Genomic DNA, 23,196 nt, shown 5'->3' on the forward strand with positions numbered 1-23,196 from the left:
GGGCCGCCCCGGGCATAGCCTGTCCCGCGTGCAGGTGATCTCCGACCTCCGGGCGCTCTGGCCGCTGCGCGGCTTCCGGCGCCTGTTCGCCGTCCGTCTGGTCAGCCAGACGTCAGACGGCATGTTCCAGGTCGGCCTCGCGACCCTGTTCTTCTTCTCGCCGGAGAACGCGAGCACCGCCACGGGTGTCGCGGCCGCGTTCGCGGTGCTGCTGCTGCCGTTCACGATCGTCGGACCGTGGGCGGGCGTGCTGCTGGACCGGTGGCGGCGCCGGCAGGTGCTGCTGTGGGGCAACCTCGTGCGGGTCGCGCTGACGCTGACGATCGCCGTGGTGATGCTCACCAGCGGCGTGACGCCCGCGGTGTACGTGCTGGCGCTCGTCACGCTGTCGGTCAACCGGTTCCTGCTCGCCGCGCTGTCGGCGTCGCTGCCGAAGGTCGTCGACGGGCCCCTCCTGCTGACGGCCAACTCCCTGACCCCGACGCTCGGCGCCGCGGCCGCCGGCGTCGGCGGTGCCCTCGGGTTCGTCCTCGGGCTCGTCCTGCCGACGGGCAGGCTGCGCGACGCGATCTCGCTGCTCGTCGCGGCGGCGGTCATGGCCTGCGCGTCGGCGCTCGCGACGCGCCTGCGTCCGGACCAGCTCGGCCCCGACGAGCGCGCCGCCCGGTCGGACGTGCGCGCCGCGCTCGTCGACCTCGCCCGCGGCCTCGTCGCCGGTGCGCGGTGGCTCGTGGCCCGGCGCACGCCCGCGCAGGCGCTCGGCATCATGGCGCTGCACCGCTTCTGCTACGGCGCCGTGTTCATCGCCAGCATCCTCATCTCCCGCAACCTGCTCTCCGACCCCGCGGACGTCGACGCCGGCCTGCGCACGTTCGGCACCGTGCTCGCCGTCAGCGGCGTCGGCTTCGCCCTCGCGGTCGTGCTGACGCCGGTGCTCAGCCCGCGCACCGGTCCGCACCGCTGGATCGTGCTGTGCCTGGGCCTGGCGGTGGTCAGCCAGCTGCTGCTCGCCGTGACGGTCGAGCGGTGGGCCGTGCTCGCGGGTGCGCTCGCGCTGGGCCTCGCCGCGCAGGGGGCGAAGATCGCGGTCGACACGATCGTGCAGCGCGACACCGTCGACGCGTACCGCGGCCGCGCGTTCTCGCTCTACGACGTGCTCTACAACGCCGCGTTCGTCGGCGCGGCCGCGCTCGCCGCGGTGACGCTGCCGGACAGCGGCTGGTCCCGCCCGGTGTTCGTCGCGCTGGCCGTCGTCTACGCGGCCGGTGCGGTGCTGTACGCGGCGGCGCCGCACACCCCGGCACGGGCCGAGGGGCCGGTGCCGCGAGCGGTCGCGCCGTGAGCGCCCCCGACGCGCTGCCCCTGCCGCCGACCGTCCTCGAGGACGTCCTCACGGGCGACCTCGCCCGGCGCGTGCTGGTCGACCAGACGCTCGCCATGGTGCTGACCGACCCGTCGCAGCCGGACGAGCCCGTCGTCTGGACGAACGCCGCCTTCACGCGGCTGACCGGGTGGGCGCCCGAGGACGTCCGCGGGCGCAACTGCCGCTTCCTGCAGACCCCGCGCACGGACCGGGACGCCCTCGCGCGCCTGCGCGCCGCGCTCGAGGCGGGCGAGGACCACGTCGAGCTGCTGCTCAACGCCCGCAAGGACGGCAGCGAGTTCTGGAACCAGCTCGTCGTCACGCACGTCCGCGACGACGACGGGCGCGTCACACACCGGGTCGGCGTGCAGGTGGACGTCACCGCGCGCGCGGTCGGGGACGCGGTGCGCGAGACCGAGCTGACGCTCGCGCGGCAGACGGGCGAGCGGCTGGCGCTGCTCTCGGCGGTGACGGACGAGCTCACGCGCCACCTGGAGTACGGGCACGCCGTCGACGCGCTCGCCGAGGTGGTGGTCCCGCGGATGGCGACGTGGGGGTTCGTCGCGGTGACGAACGAGCGCGGGCGGTTCGAGCGCGTGCACGTCGTCACGACGGACCCCGGCCGGCGGGCGGAGGCCGTCGCGCTGGGGCACGAGGGACCGGAGTGGCTGCTCAACTCCTCGCGGGTGCAGCAGGCGCTCGCCTCGGGGACCGACCACGTCGCGGAGCCGTTCGTCGTGGACGTCGACTCCCTGCCGGGCCGCACGACGCCACGCCAGCTCACCCTGCTGCGCGCGCTCGGGCTCGGCTCGGCGCTGGTGGTGCCGCTGCGCGCCCGCTCGGGGGTGATCGGCGTGCTGTGCCTGGTGCACGAGCGCACCGACGCCTTCGGCCAGGACGCGGTCGTGACGGCGGCGCACCTGAGCAGCCGCGCCGGCGTGGTGCTGGAGAACGTCCGCCTGTACCTGGCGGAGCGGGACGCCGCGGTGACGCTCCAGCACAGCCTGCTGCCCGTGCTCGGCGACGTCGCGGGGCTCGACGTCGCCGCGTCCTACCTGCCGTCGGGCCGGCGCGCCGAGGTGGGCGGCGACTGGTTCGACGCGTTCGCCCTGCCCGACGGCGCGGTCAGCCTCGCCGTCGGCGACGTCGTCGGGCACGACCTGCGCGCCGCCGCCTCGATGGGCCAGCTGCGCTCGCTGCTGCGCGCCGCGGTGTGGAGCGGCGACGAGCCGGGGGGCGCGCTCGCGCGGCTCGACGAGCTCGTGCGCGGCCTCGAGATCGCGGACCTCGCGACGTGCGTCCAGGTGCGCTGGGAGCGCACGGACGCCGGCGCGCGGCTCACGTGGGCGACGGCCGGGCACCCGCCCGCGCTCGTGCGGCTGCCCGACGGGGACGTCGTCGAGCTCACGGGCGGTGCCACGACCCCGGTCGGGCTGGCCGGACCCGGGCGGGGCACGCAGGCGTCGAGGACGGTCCCGCCGGGCTCGACCCTCGTGCTCTACAGCGACGGCCTCGTCGAGCGCCGCGACCGCACCCTGCGCGAGGGCATCGCCGTGCTGCGGGCCGCGCTCGCCGCGGTCCCCGCCAGTGCGACGGCCGAGCAGGTGCGCGACGCCCTCGTCGACGAGCTCGTCGGACGCCACCAGGAGGACGACGTCTGCCTGCTGGTGGTCCGGGACCCCTGACCGGGCCGGTCCCCCGTCGTGGGCCTCAGCCCTGACGCGCCGCCCACCAGCGCAGCAGCTCCTCGCGCGCTGCGTCCTCGCCGAGCGGTCCGCGCTCCATGCGCAGCTCGAGCAGGTACCGGTACGCCTCCCCCACCTCACGGCCGGGGGCGATGCCGAGCGCGGCCATGATCTGCGTGCCGTCGAGGTCGGGGCGGATCGCCGCGAGCTCCTCCTGCTCGCGCAGGCGCGCGATGCGCGTCTCGAGGTCGTCGTACGCCGCCGACAGCCGGGCCGCCTTGCGCTGGTTGCGGGTGGTGGAGTCCGAGCGGGTGAGCCGGTGGAGCCGCTCGAGCAGCGGACCCGCGTCCGTCACGTAGCGGCGCACGGCCGAGTCCGTCCACTCCCCCTCGCCGTACCCGTGGAAGCGCAGGTGCAGCTCGGTCAGCCGGGCGACGTCCTGGACGGTCTGCTTGTCGAACCGCAGCGCCTTGAGCCGCTTGGCGACCATCTTCGCGCCGACCACCTCGTGGTGGTGGAAGCTCACGCCGCCGCCGGGCTCGAACCGGCGGGTGCGGGGCTTGCCGATGTCGTGCAGCAGCGCGGCCAGGCGCAGCACGAGGTCGGGCCCGGGCACCGCGCCGTCGGGCCCGGTCTCCAGCGCGATCGCCTTCTCCAGGACCATGAGCGAGTGCTCGTAGACGTCCTTGTGGCGGTGGTGCTCGTCGATCTCGAGCCGCAGCGCGGGCAGCTCGGGCAGGACGTGGTCGGCCAGGCCGGTGTCGACGAGGACCTCGAGGCCGGCGCGCGCGTGCGGGGCCAGCAGCAGCTTCACGAGCTCCTCGCGTACCCGCTCGGCGGACACGATCGAGATCCGCTCCGCCATGTCGACGATCGCGGCGCGGGCGTCGTCGTCGAGGCGGAAGCCGAGCTGCGCCACGAACCGGGCGCCGCGCATCATGCGCAGCGGGTCGTCGTCGAAGGACTGCCGCGGGTCCACGGGGGTGCGCAGGACGCGCCGGGCGAGGTCGCCCATGCCGTCGAAGGGGTCGACGAACACGAGGTCGGGGACGCGGACCGCCATGGCGTTGACCGTGAAGTCCCGCCGGGACAGGTCGCCCTCGAGCGTGTCGCCGAACGCGACGACCGGCTTGCGCGACGACGGGTCGTACTCGTCCGTGCGGTACGTCGTCACCTCGACGACGACGTCCTGGGACCCCGGCCCGCGGCGGCCGCCGAACCGCCGGGCGCCCACCGTGCCGAAGGCGCGGCCCACGTCCCAGTGCGCGTCCCCCCACGCGGCCAGCAGCGGCTCGGCCTCGTCCGGCGTCGCCGACGTCGCGAAGTCGAGGTCGTGGCTCGCCCGCCCGAGGAACGCGTCGCGGACCGGGCCGCCGACGAGCGCGAGCTCGTGCCCGGCGGCACGGAACGCCTCCCCGAGCGGCCCGGCGTCCGGCGCCATGCGCGTGAGCACGTCGATCGCGCGGCGCTGGAGCTGCTGCAGGGTCGGCTGCGGCTGGGAGGTGGACGGTCGGTCGTCGGTCTCGCGCGGCACCGGACAAGCCTGCCAGAGGTTGCCGTCCCCGCCGACGGGCCGCGGGTCGCGATGCGTGACCGCATCGTGGCCGGCGGTCGACCGCCGCATGACCCGCCGATGGCCTCTCCATGACATCCCCACACGGACGACAGGGGACAGCAGGGGATGACTCGTTACAGTGTCGGCATGTCCGCCGCCGCCCACCCGCCCGTCCCCGGGCGTGTGCCGGCCCCGCCCGGCGGCCACCGGCTGCGTATCGACCCCGCCCGCCTGACCCCACGGCCGCACCCCGTGCCCGTCCCGGTGGTGGACGAGACGTCCGCCGGCGGGCTCGTCGTCACGCGTCGCCACGGCGAGTACGAGGCGGCCGTGATCGCGCGACGCAACCGCGCCGGCCGCCTCGAGTGGTGCCTGCCGAAGGGCCACCTCGAGGGCGACGAGACGCCCGAGGAGGCGGCGGTCCGCGAGATCGCCGAGGAGACGGGCATCACCGGGCAGGTCCTGCGCCGGCTCGGCGTCATCGACTACTGGTTCTCGGGCGACGACCGCCGGGTGCACAAGGTGGTGCACCACTTCCTGCTCGGCGCCGTCGAGGGCGACCTCACCGTCGAGAACGACCCCGACGGCGAGGCCGAGCAGGTCGAGTGGGTGCGGGTCGTGGACCTGTCCGCGCGCCTGGCCTACCCGAACGAGCGCCGCCTCGCCGGGACCGCACTCGTGGTCCTGTCCGCCGACGCATGAGCGCCGCCCGACGGGGACCCGTCCCGGCCCTGGTGGCGCTGCTCGTCGGGCTGCTCGCCGTGCTGCTCGCGGCGCCCGCGCAGGGAGCGGCCGCGTCCCCGTCCCCACGCCCGGGCTCCTCGGCGACGGACGCGCGCACGGCCGCCGCGGACGACGAGGACGACGCGCTGCCCGTGCGCGTCCAGGTGGTCGAGGTCGCGCCGCTCGTCCTCGCCCCCGGGGAGGATCTCACCGTCCGGGCGCGCCTGACGAACGACGGCGACGAGGAGCTCGACGCACCGCGCGCCCACGTGCGGATCGAACGCATCCGACCCGGCACGCGCGCCGACCTCGACGTGTGGCTGGACGAGCCGGTGGCGCCGGGCACGGGCAGCCGGGCCGGCAGCCGGGTGGCCGTGGCGACCGCACCGGGACCGCTCGCACCCGGCGCGTCGGTCGAGCTGGAGCTCACCGTCGCGGCGGACGACGTCGGCCTGCTCGACCGCCCCGACGTGTGGGGGCCGCGCGGCCTCGCCGTGGAGGCCGTCGACGGGTCCCGGCGGGTCGGGCTGCAGCGCACCTTCCTGCTCTGGGCCCCCGAGGGCACGATCCCGCAGGCCCGGCTGTCCGTGCTCGCGCCGGTCGTCGGCCCCGCACAGCTGCCCGCCGACGTGGCGACCGACGTCGAGCCGGCCGGGCCGGCGCTCGAGGAGCTCGCGGCCGACGGGCGCCTGGCCGACGTGCTGACGGTCGTCCGCGAGCACCCCGAGGTGTCGCTCGCCGTCGACCCCGCGCTCGTCGCCTCGGCGCGGGCGTCCGACGGCCCCGCTGCCACGTGGGCCGAGGAGCTGCTCACGGCGTCCGCCGGGCGGGACGTCCTCGTGCTGCCGTGGGGCGACCCGGACCTCACCGCCCTCGCCCACGCCGGCACTCCCGACCTGCTGGGCGCCGCGGTCGCGCGGTCGCGCGCCGCCGTCGCCGGCGGGGACGTGGAGGACGCCCCGTTCGCCGGACGCACCGACGTGCTCTGGGCGCCCGGACCCGCCACCGACCAGGCGACGGCCGACCTCGCCGCCGCGGCCGGGGCGCAGGCCCTCGTGCTGCGCCCCGGCGACCTGCCCACGCGGGCCGGCGATCCCGGTGGCGCCCGGACCGCCGCCACCGCCGACGGCCTCGTGGGCCTGGTGCCCGACGAGGTGCTCACCCAGCTCCTCGTCGACCCGACCGCGCTCGACCCCGACGCCACCACCGCGACCACCGTCCAGCGCGTGCTCGCGGAGCTGTCGGTCGTGGCCCGGGACGCCGCCGGCGGGCCGCGGCACCTCCTGGTCGCACCTCCCCGCGGGTGGACGCCCGACACGGCCGCCGTCGACGCCGTCCTCGCCGCGGTCGCGCAGGCGCCCTGGGCACGGCTCTCGTCGCTGTCGTCCCTGCTGGGTGCGTCGTCCGACCCGGCCGTGCGCGAGCCGCTCCCCGCGGTGACGCCCGTCGAGGCCGCGCTCGGCGCCGAGCACGTGCGGCGGCTCGACGAGACCCGCACGGCCACGCACGCGTTCGCGTCCGTCACGCAGGACCCGGCGGCGATCGTCTCCGGCGTCGACGAGGACGTCCTCGCACCGCTGTCCACCGCGTGGCGTGCCGACCCGCAGGCGCGGGCGCCGCTCGTCGACGCCGTCGTCGCCGCCGTCGACGCCCGCCGCGCGGGCCTGGAGCTCGCACCCACGAGCACCCAGAACATCCTCAGCGCACGCGGCGAGGTCCGGTTCTCGGTGCGCAACGCCCTGCCGGCGGACGCCTCGGTCCGCGTCCGGACGACGCCGCGCAAGGCGTGCCTGCGCGCCGGCACGAGCGACGCGGTCGTCGTCCCGGCCGGCAGCGAGGTCGCCGTGCCGGTGCCCGTGCACGCCACCGCGAACTGCGAGGTGCTGGTCGAGGCCGTGCTCACGAGCGTGGACGGCACACCGCTGTCCGCGCCGGTGACGTTCCTCGCGCGTGCCACCCCGACGATCGAGTCCGTCGGCACCGCGGTCGTGGGCGTCCTGCTCGCGATCGGGCTGGTGCTCGGCATCGTCCGGACCGTGCGCCGCGGCCAGAGCGCCCGGCGCGGGGCGCGGCGGATGCGCGAGGAGGAGGGCACGCGGCCGCTGCCGGTGCTCGGCGGGACCCGGGAGGGAGACGCGTGAGCGAGGCAGGCACGTCGGCGGGCTCGTCCCGGAGCGCCGTGGGGCGGGGTGCCGCGCTCATGGCGTCGGGGACCGCGGTGTCGCGGGCGCTCGGGCTGCTGCGCGCGATGGTCCTGGCTGCCGCGATCGGCGTCACCGGGCAGGCGGCCGACGCGTTCGCGATCGGCAACACGCTGCCGAACGTCCTGTTCATGCTCCTCGCCGGGGGCGTCCTCAACGCGATCCTCGTCCCCCAGGTCGTCCGCGCCTACAAGCGGGACGCGGGGCAGGAGTACGTCGACCGGCTCCTGTCGTTCGGTTTCGCCCTGCTCGCCGGCCTCACGGTCCTCCTCACGCTGGCCGCACCCCTGCTGGTGCGCCTCTACACCGACGGCGGGGACGACGCGCAGATCGCCCTGGCCACGACCTTCGCGTGGTGGTGCATCCCCCAGCTGTTCTTCTACGGCGCGTACGCGCTGCTGGGCCAGGTGCTGAACGCGCGCCAGTCGTTCGGCCCCTACATGTGGGCGCCGGTGGTCAACAACGTCGTGTCGATCGCCGGGTTCGGCGTGTTCATCGTGGTGTTCGGGCGCGACGTCTCGGACGCGTCCGCGTGGGACGCCGGGCGCATCGCGCTGCTCGCCGGGACCGCGACCGCCGGGGTCGTCGCGCAGGCGCTCGTCCTCGTGCCGTTCCTGCGCCGGGCGGGCGTCTCGTACCGGTGGCGCTGGGGTCTGCGCGGCTCCGGGCTCGGCCGCGCCGGGACGGTGGCGACGTGGACGTTCGTCGGCCTCGCGATCGGGCAGATCGGCTACCTCGTCGTCCAACGGGTCGCATGGTCGGCGCCGGGTGCGGCCGCCGACGCGGTGCACGTCGCGGGCAACGCCGCCTACCAGTACGCGTTCACCATCTTCATGCTCCCCCACTCCCTCGTCACCGTGTCGCTGGCGACTGCGCTGTTCACGCGGCTGTCCGCGCAGGCGCACGACGAGGACGCGGACGCCGTGCGCTCGACGCTCTCCGTGGGCCTGCGGGTCGTCGGGCTCTTCACGGTGCTGGCGGCCGTCGCGCTCGTCGTGCTCGCCGAGCCGGTGACGCGGATCGTCCTGCTGACGGAGCCGAGCGGTTCCGTCCGCGCGGTGGCGGACGTCGTGATCGCCATGGCCGTCGGTCTTCCGGCGTTCGGGGCGTGGTCCATGTGCCAGCGCGTGTACTACGCCTACGAGGACGCGCGCGGGATGGTCCCCATCCAGGTCGCGATGGCGGCGGTGGTGGTCGGTGGGACGCTGCTCGGCACGGTGCTGCTGCCGAGCACCGCGTGGGTGGCCGCCGCCGGTCTGTCGATGAGCGTGTCGTACCTGCTGGGCGCGCTGCTCGCGCTCGCCACGCAGCGGCGCCGCCTGGGCGGCGTCGACGCGGGCGCCGTGCTGCGCACGCACGTCCGCGCGCTGCTCGCCGCCCTCGTCGCCGGGGCGGTCGCCCTCGGCGTGCTGGTCCTGCTGCGCCGGGCGGGTGTCGAGGGGGTCCCGGGTGCGGTGCTGGAGTGCGTCGTCGGCGGCGGTGTCATGGGCCTGGTGTACCTCGGTGCGCTGCGCCTGCTGCGGGTCCGGGAGCTGGACCTGCTGCTCGGGCCGCTGCTGCGACGGGTGCGTGGGCGGCGAGGTCAGGACCGACCCGTCTAGCATGGCCTCCGGGGTGCGTACCGGTTGCCGCGGGCGACGCGGAGGTACGGGCCGGGCGGGGTGCACGGACGGTGGTGACCCGCACGGACGGGTCGACGGCGGTTGCGGACGGTTGGTCGGACGGGCGGAGGTGCGGACGTGGCGGAGGTCGGCCGGGGGACGGTGCTGGCGGGGCGCTACCGCGTCCTCGAACCACTCCCGTCGGACCTCGAAGGCGTGTCCGTGTGGCGGGCCGTCGACCAGATCCTCGACCGGCCGGTGCGCGTGCGCGTGCTGCAGTCCGGCGACGTCGCCCCCGCCCTGGACGCGGCCCGCCGTGCCGCCCTCGTCACCGACGCACGCCTCGTGCGCGTGCTCGACGTCGGCATGCACGAGGGCGTCGGCTACGTCGTCACCGAGCAGATCGTCGGTGCGTCCCTCGCGCAGCTGGTCGAGAACGGTCCGCTGACGGCGGACCAGGCGCGCGCCGTCGTCGGCGAGGCCGCCGCGGCGCTCGAGGTCGCGCGCCGCCGCGGCGTGCACCACCTGGCCCTGCGTCCGTCCGTCGTGCACGTCTCCGCCGACGGGCGCGTGCTGCTGTCCGGTCTCGCGCTCGACGCCGCGCTGACCGGCCTGCCCCCGGGCGACGCGGCAGCCACGAGCCGGACCGACGCGGTCGACCTCGTCCGCCTGCTCTACACGGCGCTCACCGGCCGCTGGCCGGCGGACCAGCAGCGCGGCGTCGGCCCCTCCCCGGACGTCGAGACCGCCCCCGTGCTCGACGGGGCGCCCGTCCCGCCGGCCGAGCTGACGAGGGGTGTGCCGAACGACCTCGACACGCTCTGCACCGTGACGCTCGGCAGCTACGGCGACGGCCCCCACACCCCGGGCGAGCTGGTGCACGAGCTCGAGCCGTGGGGCGAGATCCGCGTCGGACGTGCGGCGGACGGACCGGTGGACGCAGCGACGGCCGGTGCGGCCGCGGCTGCTCCGGCCGCAGCGGACGTCGAGACCGAGACGGCCCCCGTGCGCGTACCGCGTCAGTCGGTCCGCACCGTCTTCGACGAGGCACCGCCCGGGGTCGTGCGACCCGGGACGCCTCCCCCGGCGGCTCCCGCGCGCGCCAGCGGGCTGCCGGGAGCGGGGCCGCGCATCGAGCGCACGAGTGCGCTGCCCGCGGCGGGCGCCGGCGCGGCGGCGGGTGCCGCAGCGGCGGCTGCCGCACCGCCCACGCTGCCCGCGACCATCCCTCCGGTGGCCGCAGGCCACGGCGGTCCCCCGCCCTCGGTGGCACCCGCCGGCCCCGCCGAGGACGAGCCGTGGGGCGGCGCCTGGGACGACGGGGGCGACGACCCGTTCCCGTTCGAGCAGGACGAGCCGGAGGAGCGGCGCCGGTTCGGGGCCACCGGCCTCGTCCTCGTCCTCGTCGGGCTCGCCGTGCTGGTCGGGCTCGTCCTGGCGGCCCGTGCGCTCTTCACGTCCCCCGACCTCACCGGAGGGGGCACGGAGCCGGAGCAGACGGCCTCGTCCGCGCCGTCCGAGCCGACGGACGACGGCTCCGAGCCGCCGGCCTCGCCCGAGCAGCCGGCCGCCGGCCCCCCGGTCGTCATCGGGATCCGGTCGCTGGACGCCTCCGATGCGGACGGCGAGCACGAGGAGGCCGTGACGCGCGCGACCGACGGCGACCCCGGGACGTACTGGTTCTCGCAGACGTACAACCGACCGGACTTCGCGGGCCTCAAGGAGGGCGTCGGCCTCGAGCTGCGCCTCGCCCAGGCGACCGCGGTCAGCGGCGTGACGCTCCAGGTCAACGGGTCCGGCGGGAACGTCGAGGTGCGGGCCACCAGCGGCGACGCCCCGACGCAGGGTGACGTGCTCGCGTCCGGACCCATGGGGCCCGAGACGGCGCTGACCTTCGCCGAACCCGTCGAGACCGACGTCATCACGATCTGGTTCACCGAGCTCCCGACCATGCCCGACGGCCGGTTCCGCATCGAGCTGCCGGAGCTCGGCGTCAGCTGACCAGGCCCCGGCCACGCCGCCGCGGACCGTCCGGCGGGTGGGAACAGAAGCACCCTACGATCGGTTTGACCGGGCAGAACAGGGCCGCCGACGGCGGCTCCGTCGCCCGCGCGACGCACCCGACCAACCAGCGAGGCACTTGTGACCGCTCAGACCCCCGCCGCGCAGTCCGGCACCCCGGCCGACGACGTCCGTGACGTCGTCATCGTGGGGTCAGGCCCTGCCGGGTACACCGCCGCGGTCTACGCCGCCCGTGCCGGGCTCGCGCCCGTCGTGGTCGCCGGCTCGGTCACCGCGGGTGGTGCGCTCATGAACACCACCGACGTCGAGAACTTCCCCGGCTTCCCCGACGGCATCCAGGGCCCCGAGCTCATGGAGAACATGCAGAAGCAGGCGGAGAAGTTCGGCGCGACCGTGCTCTGGGACGACGCGACGGCGCTGGACCTGACCGGTGACGTCAAGGTCGTCACGACCGGCAGCGGCGAGGTGTATCGCGCCCGTGCGGTCATCCTCGCCACGGGCTCCGCCTACCGCGAGCTCGGCCTCCCCGACGAGAAGCGGCTGTCCGGACGCGGCGTGTCCTGGTGCGCCACCTGCGACGGCTTCTTCTTCCGCGACCAGCCGATCGTGGTCGTCGGGGGCGGGGACTCGGCCGTCGAGGAGGCGACGTTCCTCACGCGCTTCGGTTCGAAGGTCACCATGGTCCACCGCCGTGACCAGCTCCGCGCCTCACGGATCATGGCGCAGCGCGCGTTCGACAACCCGAAGATCGAGTTCGAGTGGAACGCCGAGGTCGTCGGCATCAACGGCGACCAGAAGGTCACCGGCGTCACGCTGCGCGACACCCGCACCGGCGAGACGCGGGAGCTCGAGGCCGGCGGCCTGTTCGTCGCCATCGGCCACGTCCCGCGCTCCGACCTGCTCGTCGGGCAGGTGGACCTCGACGAGAACGGGTACGTCCAGGTGGTGGGCCGGACGACCGCCACCAACCTGCCCGGTGTCTTCGCGTGCGGCGACCTGGTCGACCACACCTACCGCCAGGCGATCACGGCCGCCGGCTCCGGCTGCTCCGCGGCCCTCGACGCCCAGCACTACCTCGCCGGCCTCGCGTACACGTCCGACGTGGAGAACCCCGTCGTGCCGGCCGAGGCCACCGCTCCCGTCCCGGAGGTGCAGGCATGAGCACGACCGACGTCACCGACGCCACGTTCCGCGCGGAGGTCCTCGAGAGCGACCTCCCGGTCGTGGTCGACTTCTGGGCGCCCTGGTGCGGGCCCTGCCGGCTCGTCTCCCCCGTGCTCGAGGAGCTGTCGAACGACTACGAGGGACGCGTGCGCGTGGTGAAGGTCAACGCGGACGAGAACCCTCAGCTGAGCCAGGACTACCAGGTGCAGTCGATCCCGCTGATCGCGTTCTTCTCCGGCGGGGAGCTCGAGAAGACCCTCGTGGGGGCGCGTCCGAAGGCGGTCCTGAAGGAGGCGGTCGAGGAGCTGCTCGCGCAGCAGTCCTGACCCAGACCCGCGGCGAACGCCCGGGCCCGTCAGCAGCCGGTCGGCTGCGGGGGTCCGGGCGTTGTCGTACCCCGACGGTGGGACGCGTCACGGCGGCGACCGCGTGCCCCGGGCTGGCGCGACCGGGTGGCAGGACGTCGTCGTGGGTCTCTCGCACGATCGCTCTGGGAGAACTCACGCACGCCCGACGCGGGCTTTACCGGTACACGACTTCGTGGAGAAGCCCTGAGAGGCCAGAAGCAGGCCGTTCTGGGGCGCCGAGGACGTCACCAAGCGGCCCGTCAACGCGCTGGCGCAGGCGTCAGCGTCGCAGGATGCCCGGGTCGTCGGGTGCCAGCGAGGCCAGGATCCGGTTGAGGTCCTGCACGGACGCGAACTCCACCGTGAGCTTGCCCCGCGTCTTGCCGAGGTCGACCTTGACGCGCGTCTCGAAGCGGTCGGACAGGCGCGAGGCCAGCTCGTCGAGCGCTTCGTTCCGCACGCCCGCGCGCGGCCGCGGCCGCGGCTTGGGCGCGGACTCGTCACCACCGAGGGCGACGATCTCCTCCACCGCGCGCACCGACAGACCCTCGGCGACGATGCGCTGCGCCAGTCGCTCGATCGCCGCACCGTCGCTGAGTCCGAGCAGTGCACGGGCGTGCCCCGCGGTCAGGACCCCGGCCGCGACACGACGCTGCACCAGCGGCGGGAGGCGCAGCAGGCGGAGCGTGTTCGAGATCTGCGGGCGGGAGCGGTGGATGCGAGCCGCCAGCTCCTCGTGCGTGCAGCCGAAGTCGTCGAGGAGCTGCTGGTACGCGGCCGCCTCCTCGAGCGGGTTCAGCTCGGCACGGTGGAGGTTCTCCAGCAGCGCGTCGCGCAGCAGGTCGCCGTCCTCGGTCTCCCGGACGATCGCGGGGATCGTCGTCAGGCCGGCCTCCTGGGTCGCGCGCCAGCGCCGCTCCCCCATGATCAGCTCGTAGCCCTCGTCGACCGGACGGACCACGACGGGCTGGAGGACGCCGATCTCCCGGATCGAGCCCACGAGCTCCGCGAGGGCGTCCTCGTCGAACACCGAACGGGGCTGGCGGGGGTTCGGCCGGATCGCGTCCACGGGCAGCTCGGCGAAGCGGGCACCCGGGACGGGGACGAGGCCGTCCTCGTCGCCTGCGGGCGCGTCCGCGTCGGCGGCACCGGTCACGACGGCGTCGATGCTGGAGGCGTCGACGCCCGCCCCGCCGGCTCCGGAAGCGTCGGCGGTGGTCAGCCGTGCGGCCGGATTCGCCGCGTCCGCGCTGGTGCTCGCGCCGGCGCCTCCGGCGGCCGGGATCCCTGCACCGTCCGGCGCGGGGGTCGTGGCCCGCTCGGCGGGCGCCGAGTCCGAGGTCGTACCGGGTGCAGCAGGGGCCGACGTGCCGGCGTCACCGACGGGCGGCGCACCCTCACGCTCGACGTCGGCGGGTGTCCCCCGGTCCTCCGTCGTCGTGTCCGCGGTCTTCTCCGCGGCCGCGTCCTTGCGGTTGTCGGGGAAGAACACGTCGACCGGTCGTTCCGCCGTCGAGCGGGGCTGGTCCAGCCCCGTCGGGATGAGGGCGCCGAGTCCGCGTCCCAGGCCGCGCCGCTTCTCGCTCACTGATCCTCCTGTCCAGGGACCTGCGCCTGGGACGGGACGTCCTCGGCGGCGGTGCTGCTCGCGGTCGTCGCCCCGACCGCTCGTTCCGCGAGCTCGCGCGCCGCCTCGAGGTACGCGAGCGCACCCGAGGACCCGGCGTCGTAGGTCATGACGGTCTGCCCGTAGCTCGGCGCCTCGGAGATGCGCACGGAGCGCGGCACGGTGGTCCGCAGCGTGCGGTCCGGGAAGTGCGTTCGCACCTCCTCCGCGACCTGCTGCGCGAGGTTGGTCCGCGCGTCGTACATCGTCAGCAGGATCGTGGAGACCCGGAGCGTGGGGTTGAGGTGCGCCTGGATGAGGTCGATCGTCTTGAGCAGCTGCGACAGTCCTTCCAGCGCGTAGTACTCGCACTGGATGGGGATGAGGACCTCGCGCGCCACGACGAACGCGTTCACGGTGAGCAGGCCGAGGCTGGGCGGGCAGTCGACGAAGACGTAGTCGATCCGCTCCATGCCCTGGTCCAGGCGCCACTGCAGGTACGCGTCGAGTGCCGTCCGCAGGCGTGTCTCCCGGGCGACCATGGAGACGAGCTCGATCTCGGCGCCGGAGAGGTCGATCGTCGCGGGCAGGCACCAGAGGCCCGGGATCTCGGGGCTCTCCTGCACGGCGTCCTGCATCGGGGCGCTGTCGACGAGCACCTCGTAGATCGAGGGGGTACCGGCGCGGTGGTCGATCCCGAGCGCTGTCGACGCGTTCCCCTGCGGGTCGTTGTCGAGCACGAGCACCTTGAGGCCCGCCTGCGCGAGCGCGGCGGCCAGGTTCACGGTCGTCGTGGTCTTGCCGACGCCGCCCTTCTGGTTCGCCACGGTGATGACGCGGGTCTGCGGCGGGCGCGGGAACTTGCGTCCGCGCAGCTCGATCCGCCGGCGGGCGTCGAGCTGGAGCTCGGCCATCAGCGGGGTGTCGTCGGACGGACGCGGCAGGCTCTCGACCAGAGCGGCGCGGCGCAGCTCGTCGGGGTCGGTTGCCCCCGGGCGAGCCGTCTCGGTCGTCGACGCCGCGGTCGCGATGGTGGACTCTCGCCCGCTGCCGGTCACAGCACTTCCCTCCCCGTCGTCCAGGACGTCACCGCCCCGTACGGGACCCTGGGCCGCCGACGCGATCGCATCGGGCTGGTCCCCGACGTCCGACGTCACGCGGGCCGGCGTCGCGAGCGCGTGGTGCGCGGACGCCGCAGCGGGCGAGTCAGCCTCGGGGGAAGGTGACGGCTCAGTCTGCCACGCGTAGACGGCGCCGACGTCCGCGACGGAGACCGGCTGTGGACGCGTCCCGGCGCGCCGAGGGCGTCCCTCTGCGCCGTCGGCGCGAGGGGCGACGCCGGATGTCGGGGCGGCGTCCGGGCGGGTGGCCGTTTCACGTGGAACGTCGCTCCGCTCACCCTCGAGCAGGGCGGCGTCCGGGTCGTTCTCGTGCGTCGGCGTCGCCCGATCCTCGACCGGCTCGGGCCACGTTTCACGTGAAACGGCGCTCGCGCCGTCGTCTGCCGCGGGATGCTCCGTGCGGTCGTCGCCAGGATGCGGAGCGGCAGGCGTACCCGCGGCGACCTCGGTCCGCCCGTCGACTGCGATCTCGGCCGCGGTGGCCGTCGCGGTGTGCCCCTCACCGCCGCCTCTGTAGCTGGCATCGCGCTCGGTTCCACGTGAAACGGCGGCGCCCGTTTCGGCCGGCGCGCCACTGCCACGCGCGACGGGCGAAGACGCGGGGAGCCCCGCGTCGCCGCTCTCGGCTCGTGCACTCGGGGCGCCATCACGCTCGCCGGCTTCCCCCGAGGCCGGCTCCGAGCTCTCATCAGCAGACTCGAGCCGTCCGAGCGCCTGCGGAACCGGCGTCGTTCCACGTGAAACGGCCACGGAGTCGGCGTCCCCCAAGCCGCCGTTGCGCACCCAAGGACTGCTCGACGCTTCCGCGCTGGAACGCGGGGGAACGTCGGCGAGCGGCGTCATCTCCTGGGCTGCCGCCGACGGCCGCGCCCGACCCGTCTCGGCACCTCCCGAGTCCGTCGTGCCCACGACCTGAGGAGAGGCGCCGTCACTCCGCGCCCCCACTCCGGTGTTGCCGGACGTGCTCGCCGCATCGGAGGCTCCGCCATGGCGGGCGCTCGCCGGCGTCACGACGGTGGAGCGTCCGAGGGCGGCATCGCCCCCGGCTGCGACGGGAGCGGAGGGGTCGGGATGCGTCAACGCCGACCTCGAGGGGACCCACGACGTCTCAGCGTCACCCGGCGGACCGTCGGCGCGGCCCAGGACGCCGCCGGTGGAGGCGGTGCGCGCTTCGGACGCGCTGCGCTGCGCCGCCTCGCGCGCCTTCTCCTCGCGCCGCTTCTTCCTACCGAACACCGGCGCCGCCCCCTCCCCGTACGGCGGTCACGACGTGGGTCGGCTCGACGCCCGGGATCGTCCCGGCGCGGTGCACCTGCGCGTCGACCAGTCGCAGCTTGCGCAGCACGGGGGCCGCGGCGGTCAGCTCCTCGGCAGCACGGGATCCCTTCAGAGCGACGATCACACCGCCGTCACGCACGAGTGGGACGGTCCAGCGGAAGAGCTTGTCCAGCGCCGCCACCGCACGGGCCGTCACGACGTCGGCCTCGATCGCACCCTCGAGCTCCTGTGCACGAGCCCGTCGGACGGTGACGTTCACCAGCCCGGTCGCCGCCACCACGTCGTCGAGCCAGGTGGTGCGTCGCTCCATCGGCTCGACGAGCACGACCTGCGCCTCGGGGCGCATCGCGGCGACGACGATGCCCGGCAGGCCCGAGCCCGAACCGACGTCGACGATCACGCCGGTCTCCGGCAGGAACGGGACGACCGCGGCGGAGTTGAGCAGGTGACGCTCCCACAGGCGGCCCACCTCGCGGGGTCCGATCAGCCCACGCAGCTCACCTTCATCGACAAGCATCCGGTGGAACCGCTCGACGGCGGGCCAGGCGTCAGCGAAGAACTCCGGAAGCCGCGCGTCGCCCTCCCAGGGGTCCCGGACCGCCTCGGCCTCGGTCACCGCTGCGGCGTCCGGTTCTCCGACCACTCGACAACCCCCGGTTCGACATCGAGCCGCGGCGGTGCGGCGGTCCTCTCACGGGCGGACCCGTCGCCGGCGTCCGCGGGCCCACGCTACTAGGCGCATCCGCCGTCCGGGTGGACGCGCACCGGCGCATGCGGGCCGAGTCCACAGATCTCCCGGACTGTGCTTCCTCGAGCGCGCAGCACGACGTGAATCGGAGTCGCGAAGAGGAGACCCACGTCCGCCGCGTCGATGTCGAGGGTTCGCCGATCCCTCGGCCACGAGCGTCATCACGTGCCGATCGCCCGCTGGCGGACCGCTGCCGCGGGACTCGACTCGGCATTTCGTCCTGCTGTCATCGCTCGACGGTCCATCCCGCTCTTCGCCCCGTAGCGGGCGAACGCGACGTTCCGCAGCGCACGGGCAGCGCCGGCGGCGTGCGGACCGCGTAGGGCGCCGCGAGCGAGGCGAACCAGAATCCTGTGCCGCCGTGTCGCAGCGGAGCACCGCCCGCCAGCGCTTGCCGTTCTGCAGCGCTGTTGCAGTCCGTCGTGGCGGCCGGTTCCCGCCGAGCCGCCCGCGGCGGGAGGCCATCCTGCTCGCGCAGCACGGTCCTGCCCCGCACCACCGTCCTGCTCTCCGCAGCACCGTCCTTGCCCTGGACAGCACCGTCCTGCCCCCCGCACCACCGTCCTGCTCTCCGCAGCACCGTCCTTGCCCTGGACAGCACCGTCCTGCCCCCCGCACCACCGTCCTGCTCTCCGCAGCACCGTCCTTGCCCTGGACAGCACCGTCCTGCCCCCCGCACCACCGTCCTGCTCTCCGCAGCACCGTCCTTGCCCTGGACAGCACTGTCCTGCCCTGCGCAGCACTGTCCTGCCCGGCGCGGCACTGTCCTGCCCAGGACGGCACCCATCCGCGACGGTCTCTCCGCACCGTTCAACACTGGACCCGTCCGGTACCGGTGCTGCGCCTCTCCGACGCGATCGAGCTGGCGCGCCTCTCCGCGGGCAAGCACGACAGGCACGGCTGCGCGCCCCCGTCCCCCCGGACACGCGCTGCTCCCGGGACGCCCGCGACAGACCGACCCTGTCGCCCCTACGGTCACCGTGCCTGGTCCGTTGGTGCTCGGACGGTCCGTCCGGCCGCGCCCGAGGCCGCCTGCCCGACGTGACGACCCCCTCCGCTCCCGTCCGAGGCTGCCTGCGTCGTGGCGTGCCTCGCTTCGGCAAGGGCTGCTTCGTGTGCTGGCGCCCTCGTGTCTCGCGCGTCGACGCAGGCGGGTGAATCGTCCCCGGAAGGTCGAGACGAGATTGCTACGTGCCGCGCTGTTTCACGTGGAACGTGGACCGCTCATGCCCCATCCGCCAGTGCGGCGGTGCCCATCGGTGTCTGGTGCCCACTCGTCGGGAACGGCGGGGAAGCGAAGTACCGTGCGCCGCTTCGTGCGCGCTGGCGTGGGTTGGCCTCACTCGCTTCGCTCCCATCACAGCGACTCCTCGGCGCAGAAGCGGCGGGGGTAGCCGGCCAGTTCGCGGACTAGGCCCCGCCGGTACGCGCATCTCGATGGGACCGGGCTCCCGGACGGGGAAGACGACCGCGCGGCGAGGTGGAGCCGGTGCGGACGCCGTGCACAGGCGGGTGGGACGCAGCGCAAGAGGCGCGGGATTGGAGGTGTCGAGAGGATACGGGTCGCGCAGGCCCGCTCTGCGGCCTCCTCCGTCGGGGGCCGTCCGTCTGTCCTCGACGGCGCGTGCCAGCGCCCGGAGATCCAGGGCAGTCGGCTCGGCTCCGAACGGGCGAGCGTCGCGCCGCGCAGGACGGGCGGTTGCGGCGGCGCGGCCCCGGCGCCATAGGTCTCACATCGGACCGGCGCGTCGCTCGGCGCTTGTCCGTCGGTGGACGGCGCCCTGACCCGCTCACACTCCTCGGTCGCGCGCATGTCCCGGCCCTCGCGGCGAGCCGTCGTGGCGCGGCAGGCTGGCTCTCCCCCGTGAGCGCGACGCCCGTGCTCCAACGGGGCTCTACCTCTCGTGCGAGGCCGGTCGCCACGCCCATGGACATCGCCTTCTCCGGTACGTCGTGATGCCGTCGTTCGCCGGGCTGGCGGCGCCGCGCAGCAACGAGCTCCATGACGGACGAGCATCGAGGAACGATGCGCGGCCACGAGGACCGGTGGCGGTCGAGGAGGGGTGGCAGTCGGCGGCCAGTCCCCGCTCACGGCAGTCCCTTGCGGCTCCACGCCCGGCCTCGCCGTCCCACACCCTGGTCGAACGCAGCGGGCCCGTTCCACGTGAAACGGCCGCGCTCGGTGGTGGGTTTCGGGGTCCCCGACCGGACCCCCCGCTGCTGCGGCCCGCGCACGCACCCAAAACCGACGACGCGTCCTACGCGACGACGTGTGGGCGCGCCCCCCAACCCTGTTCGCCACAGCGGGACCGTGCCCGAACCGCTACTCGCTCAGAAGGCGCGCCGCAGAACTCCTGACCGTTCCACGTGAAACGGCAAGACGGGAGATCGGCAGGGCGCCGTTTCACGTGGAACGAAGCCTGTTCACGAGCGGGTCTGCGTCGAGCGCGACGAAGAACAGCAATGGGAACGGAACCGGGCACCGTCATCCGGTGAAGATGGCGGGGCGTTCACGTGGAACGGTCCACCCTGCGCGGCGGCGGTATGCGGAGAACCGGGTCCGTGCCGTCCCGCCGCCGTCCCGCCGCTCCGCGCGGTGGCGGAACCGGTGTCGGACGGCACGCGGGCGGCGTCCCTGCATGCGGCCAGCGGAACACCCCGGCACCGTGGCGCTACACGCCGGCGCACGGCTGCACCGCGCGACGTCGTGACAACGCAGAGCGGCCCCCGTCACTCGTCCCCCCGGCGGCCGACGCCGCCGGTGCCGGGGCGCTGCCTCGATCCCGTCGCCCGCCCTTCAGCCAGCCGGCGACCGTCATCCCCGCCCTCGCCTGCTCCGCGTGGGCTGCTGTGCCACAACTCCTAGCGACCTCGACCTCGAGGCCGATGGCGTGACCACGGAATATCCGACAACCACGGACGCTCCATCGTCGGACGCCTCGAATCAGCGATACCCGCACAGGCTCTCGCGCGCCGCCTGTTCCCGACTCACCCTCGTACAGCTCGCCTCTCGCGAGCGCCGGTCGGCACCAGGAGTGCTCGACCGCTCACGACCGACTTCCGACCGGCCCGCAGATCCGCGCGCGCAGACACGCCGCCGCTTCTGCGCGCCCCGCGCTGTCGCGTCCAGCCCTCCACTCCCCAGACTGCGCCGGCCCTCGCACAGTTCGTGCCCCGGTGGGAGGGACACGACGCCCGTCCTCGTCTGATCGGCCACGTGCGCAGCCACGCCCCTGACGGTGCGACGCAGAGCAGACCATCGGCGCACACGCCCACCCGCCACCGGTGTTCCACGTGGAACCACGCCGTGCCGGGCGCCAGAGCATGACGAAGGGCGGGTGACCGTCCGGTCACCCGCCCTTCGTCGAGGGACTCCGCCGCCGTCAGGCGGGACGCACGACCACCCGACGCTGCGGCTCGACACCCTCCGAGTCGCTCACCAGGCCCGCGTCCGCCACCGCGTCGTGGACGACCTTGCGCTCGAACGGGTTCATCGGGGCGAGCGGAACGGGCGTGCCCGACTCCCGCACGCGCTCGATCGCCTCCTTCGCCACCGCGACCAGCTCCGCACGCCGGCGCGCACGGTGGCCAGCGATGTCGAGCATCAGGCGGCTGCGCTCCCCCGTGCGGGTCTGGACCGCGAGCCGCGTCAGCTCCTGCAGAGCGTCGAGGACCTCGCCGTCCCGACCGATCAGCTGCTGCAGCGAGGCGTCGTCGCCGTCCTCGGCGAGGATCTCCACGGCGGCGCGGCCGTGGTCCACGTCGATCTCGATGTCACCGTCGAGGTCGGTGATGTCGAGCAGCTCCTCGAGGTAGTCGGCGGCGATCTCGCCCTCCTCCTCGAGGCGCCGCACGACGTCGGCGTCGACCGCGGTCTCCGGCTGTGTGCTCATGTCTCCTCCGATCAGACGCCGCGTCACCGCGGCCACGTCCGTGTGGTGCTGCCGTCAGGAGGCGTCGGGACCGTCGACGGCCCCGCTGCCCGAGCTCTTCCCGGGTGCACGGGTCGTCCCCGACGGTCGGCCGCCCTGAGGGCGCGACTTCCCCGCGGACGGCGGAGCGCCCTTGCCCTTGCCCGAGGTCCCGCCCGCGCCGGGCGACGCGGGCTTCGTCGGGGCCTGCGACGGCCGTGCCTTGGCACGGTCCTTGCGCTTCGGCTGCTCCCGCTGCCCGCGCGGCTTCTCCTCGATCACGGCGACCGGCCCCTGAGAGCTCTCCTCGATCCCGACTCCCTTGCGCGCGGCCTTGCGCGCCTGGCGTGCCTTCAGCGCCGCCTCGGCCTCCGAGCCCGGCGCCGGCATGCGGCGGATCGTGTAGAACTGCTGGCCCATCGACCACAGGTTGGTCGTGGTCCAGTAGATGAGGACGCCGATCGGGAAGTTCACGCCCGAGAATGCGAAGACCAGCGGCAGGACGTAGAGCAGGATCTTCTGCTGCTGCGCCATCGGGCCCTGCAGAGCGGCCGGCGGCATGTTCTTCATCGTCAGCTGGCGCTGCGTCGTGAACGTCGTCACCGACATCGCGATGATGAGGATCACCGTGACGATGCGGATGTTCCAGTTGCCGTCGGCCTGCATGAACGTGCCCGAGAGCGGCGCGCCGAAGATCGTCGCGGCCTCGGCCTGCGCCGCGAGCTGCTTGGTCATCGGGCCGATGGACTCACCGCGGGGGTACGTCCCGTCGGCGAGGCGGGGCAGCTCGTAGAGCACCCGGAACAGCGCGAAGAAGATCGGCGACTGGAGCAGCAGCGGCAGGCAGGACGCGAACGGGTTCGTGCCGTGCTTGCGGTAGAGCTCCATCATCTCCCGGCTCATCGCCTCACGGGAGGCCGGGTCGGTCTTGCCCTTGTACTTCTTCTGCAGCGCCTGCATCTCCGGCTGCACGAGCTGCAGGCCGCGCGACGCCTTGATCTGCTTGAAGAACAGCGGGATCAGCAGGATGCGGATGACGATCACGAGGCCGACGATGGACAGGGCCCACGCCGCACCCCCCGCGGGGTCGAGGCCGAGCGTGGTCAGCAGGTCGTGGAACTGGACCATGATCCAGGCCACCGCGACCATGATCGGGAAGAGCAGGCCGTCCATCCAGTCCATCGGGAAGTGCTCCTCGAGAGCTCAGTGCGCGGACGTGACCGCGTCGAGATGATGGCGCGCATCGCGCGCCGGTGGAACGTCGTCGACGCCGCCGGGGTTCCAGGGGTGGCAGCGCAGGAGGCGTCGGGCGGCCAACCAGGTCCCCCGCAGCGCACCGTGCCGTTGCACCGCGATCACCGCGTACGTGGAGCACGACGGGTAGAAGCGGCAGGTCGCGGGCGTGAGAGGCGACACCAGGTGCCGGTAGAGCCACAGGAGGCCGAGCAGCGCACGGGCCGGGAGGCGGCGCAGCTCACGCCCGAGTGCGCGCACGGTCATGGGACGACCCCTCGGGCGTCGCCGGCTCGCCGCAGGGCCCGGTCGAGCGCGGCGTCGACGTCCGCCTCCAGGCGCGCGAACGAGGCCGACGCTGCCGCGGCCTGCGCGCGGACGACGACGCGGGCGCCCGTCGGGAGGGCCCCCAGACGTGCCCGCACGATCTCGCGCAGCCGCCGGCGCACCCGGTTGCGCACGACCGCACCGCCGACGGCCCGAGACACGACGAGACCGACCACCGGAGGACCGGGGTCGGTCGTGGTCGTGACGTGCACGACGAGGGTCGGTCGCCCCCCGCGCGCACCGCGACGCACCGTCTGCTGGAAGTCGGCAGAGCGGCGCATCCGGTGCGCTGCGGGGAGCACCGGCGTGCG

16 protein-coding genes are annotated in these 23,196 nt (G+C 74.6%); 8 read left to right on the top strand and 8 right to left on the bottom strand.

Annotation, left to right across the window (positions count from 1 at the left end):
* Positions 1–28: 28 nt before the first annotated feature.
* Together FB586_RS01845 and FB586_RS01850 are read left to right on the top strand one after the other, a co-directional pair.
* On the top strand, positions 29–1,342 hold the full coding sequence (locus FB586_RS01845; protein ID WP_136517623.1) for an MFS transporter: 1,314 nt from the start codon (positions 29–31) through the stop codon (positions 1,340–1,342).
* On the top strand, positions 1,339–3,048 hold the full coding sequence (locus tag FB586_RS01850) for a SpoIIE family protein phosphatase (RefSeq protein WP_246036325.1): 1,710 nt from the start codon (positions 1,339–1,341) through the stop codon (positions 3,046–3,048). The genes FB586_RS01845 and FB586_RS01850 overlap by 4 nt, the downstream gene beginning before the upstream one ends.
* Positions 3,049–3,073: 25 nt before the next feature.
* On the opposite strand, the gene FB586_RS01855 is transcribed toward FB586_RS01850, so the two are convergent.
* Entirely contained in the window at positions 3,074–4,582 is a 1,509-nt protein-coding gene (locus tag FB586_RS01855; RefSeq protein WP_281276643.1) for a CCA tRNA nucleotidyltransferase, read from the bottom strand.
* 168 nt (positions 4,583–4,750) lie between these two features.
* Here FB586_RS01855 and FB586_RS01860 point away from each other — a divergent pair, with 168 nt between their 5' ends.
* The 6 genes from FB586_RS01860 (at position 4,751) to trxA (ending at position 12,640) form a co-directional block, all read left to right on the top strand.
* Complete coding sequence (locus FB586_RS01860; RefSeq protein WP_136517625.1) at positions 4,751–5,305, top strand: NUDIX hydrolase; 555 nt, start codon at positions 4,751–4,753, stop codon at positions 5,303–5,305.
* On the top strand, positions 5,302–7,467 hold the full coding sequence (locus FB586_RS01865; protein ID WP_136517626.1) for a DUF6049 family protein: 2,166 nt from the start codon (positions 5,302–5,304) through the stop codon (positions 7,465–7,467). The genes FB586_RS01860 and FB586_RS01865 overlap by 4 nt, the downstream gene beginning before the upstream one ends.
* Positions 7,464–9,128: a murein biosynthesis integral membrane protein MurJ gene (gene murJ / locus FB586_RS01870; protein ID WP_246036327.1), complete on the top strand. Its 1,665-nt coding sequence runs from the start codon at positions 7,464–7,466 to the stop codon at positions 9,126–9,128. The genes FB586_RS01865 and murJ overlap by 4 nt, the downstream gene beginning before the upstream one ends.
* 138 nt (positions 9,129–9,266) lie before the next feature.
* Complete coding sequence (locus tag FB586_RS01875; RefSeq protein WP_136517627.1) at positions 9,267–11,129, top strand: protein kinase family protein; 1,863 nt, start codon at positions 9,267–9,269, stop codon at positions 11,127–11,129.
* Between the two features lie 141 nt (positions 11,130–11,270).
* Positions 11,271–12,311, top strand: a complete 1,041-nt coding sequence (trxB, locus tag FB586_RS01880; protein ID WP_136517628.1) for a thioredoxin-disulfide reductase — start codon at positions 11,271–11,273, stop codon at positions 12,309–12,311.
* A complete protein-coding gene (trxA, locus tag FB586_RS01885) occupies positions 12,308–12,640 on the top strand; it encodes a thioredoxin (RefSeq protein ID WP_136517629.1) in 333 nt (110 codons plus the stop codon). Before trxB ends, trxA begins: the two co-directional genes overlap by 4 nt.
* A gap of 301 nt (positions 12,641–12,941) precedes the next feature.
* Here the strand turns inward: trxA and FB586_RS01890 are convergent, their stop codons facing one another.
* From FB586_RS01890 to rnpA, 7 genes are all read right to left on the bottom strand, one after another.
* Positions 12,942–14,249 (bottom strand): ParB/RepB/Spo0J family partition protein, encoded by a 1,308-nt coding sequence (locus FB586_RS01890; RefSeq protein WP_136517630.1) that lies wholly within the window; start codon positions 14,247–14,249, stop codon positions 12,942–12,944.
* Positions 14,246–15,181, bottom strand: a complete 936-nt coding sequence (locus FB586_RS01895; RefSeq protein ID WP_136518253.1) for a ParA family protein — start codon at positions 15,179–15,181, stop codon at positions 14,246–14,248. The genes FB586_RS01890 and FB586_RS01895 overlap by 4 nt, the downstream gene beginning before the upstream one ends.
* Before the next feature lie 1,432 nt (positions 15,182–16,613).
* Positions 16,614–17,282, bottom strand: a complete 669-nt coding sequence (rsmG, locus tag FB586_RS01900) for a 16S rRNA (guanine(527)-N(7))-methyltransferase RsmG (protein ID WP_222928259.1) — start codon at positions 17,280–17,282, stop codon at positions 16,614–16,616.
* A gap of 3,515 nt (positions 17,283–20,797) precedes the next feature.
* Positions 20,798–21,307, bottom strand: coding sequence for a Jag family protein (locus tag FB586_RS01905; protein ID WP_136517632.1), 510 nt, complete (start codon positions 21,305–21,307; stop codon positions 20,798–20,800).
* 54 nt (positions 21,308–21,361) lie between these two features.
* Positions 21,362–22,507 (bottom strand): membrane protein insertase YidC, encoded by a 1,146-nt coding sequence (gene yidC, locus FB586_RS01910; protein ID WP_136517633.1) that lies wholly within the window; start codon positions 22,505–22,507, stop codon positions 21,362–21,364.
* A 21-nt stretch (positions 22,508–22,528) separates the two neighbouring features.
* Positions 22,529–22,825, bottom strand: a complete 297-nt coding sequence (gene yidD / locus FB586_RS01915) for a membrane protein insertion efficiency factor YidD (RefSeq protein ID WP_136517634.1) — start codon at positions 22,823–22,825, stop codon at positions 22,529–22,531.
* Positions 22,822–23,187 carry a ribonuclease P protein component gene (rnpA, locus tag FB586_RS01920; RefSeq protein WP_136517635.1) on the bottom strand — a complete coding sequence of 122 codons (366 nt, stop codon included), beginning with the start codon at positions 23,185–23,187 and terminating at the stop codon, positions 22,822–22,824. The genes yidD and rnpA overlap by 4 nt, the downstream gene beginning before the upstream one ends.
* Between the last annotated feature and the right edge of the window lie 9 nt (positions 23,188–23,196).

Origin of the sequence: Cellulomonas telluris (assembly GCF_004886325.1) — a bacterium.
In the GTDB taxonomy this organism is placed as follows: Bacteria; Actinomycetota; Actinomycetes; order Actinomycetales; family Cellulomonadaceae; genus Cellulomonas; species Cellulomonas telluris.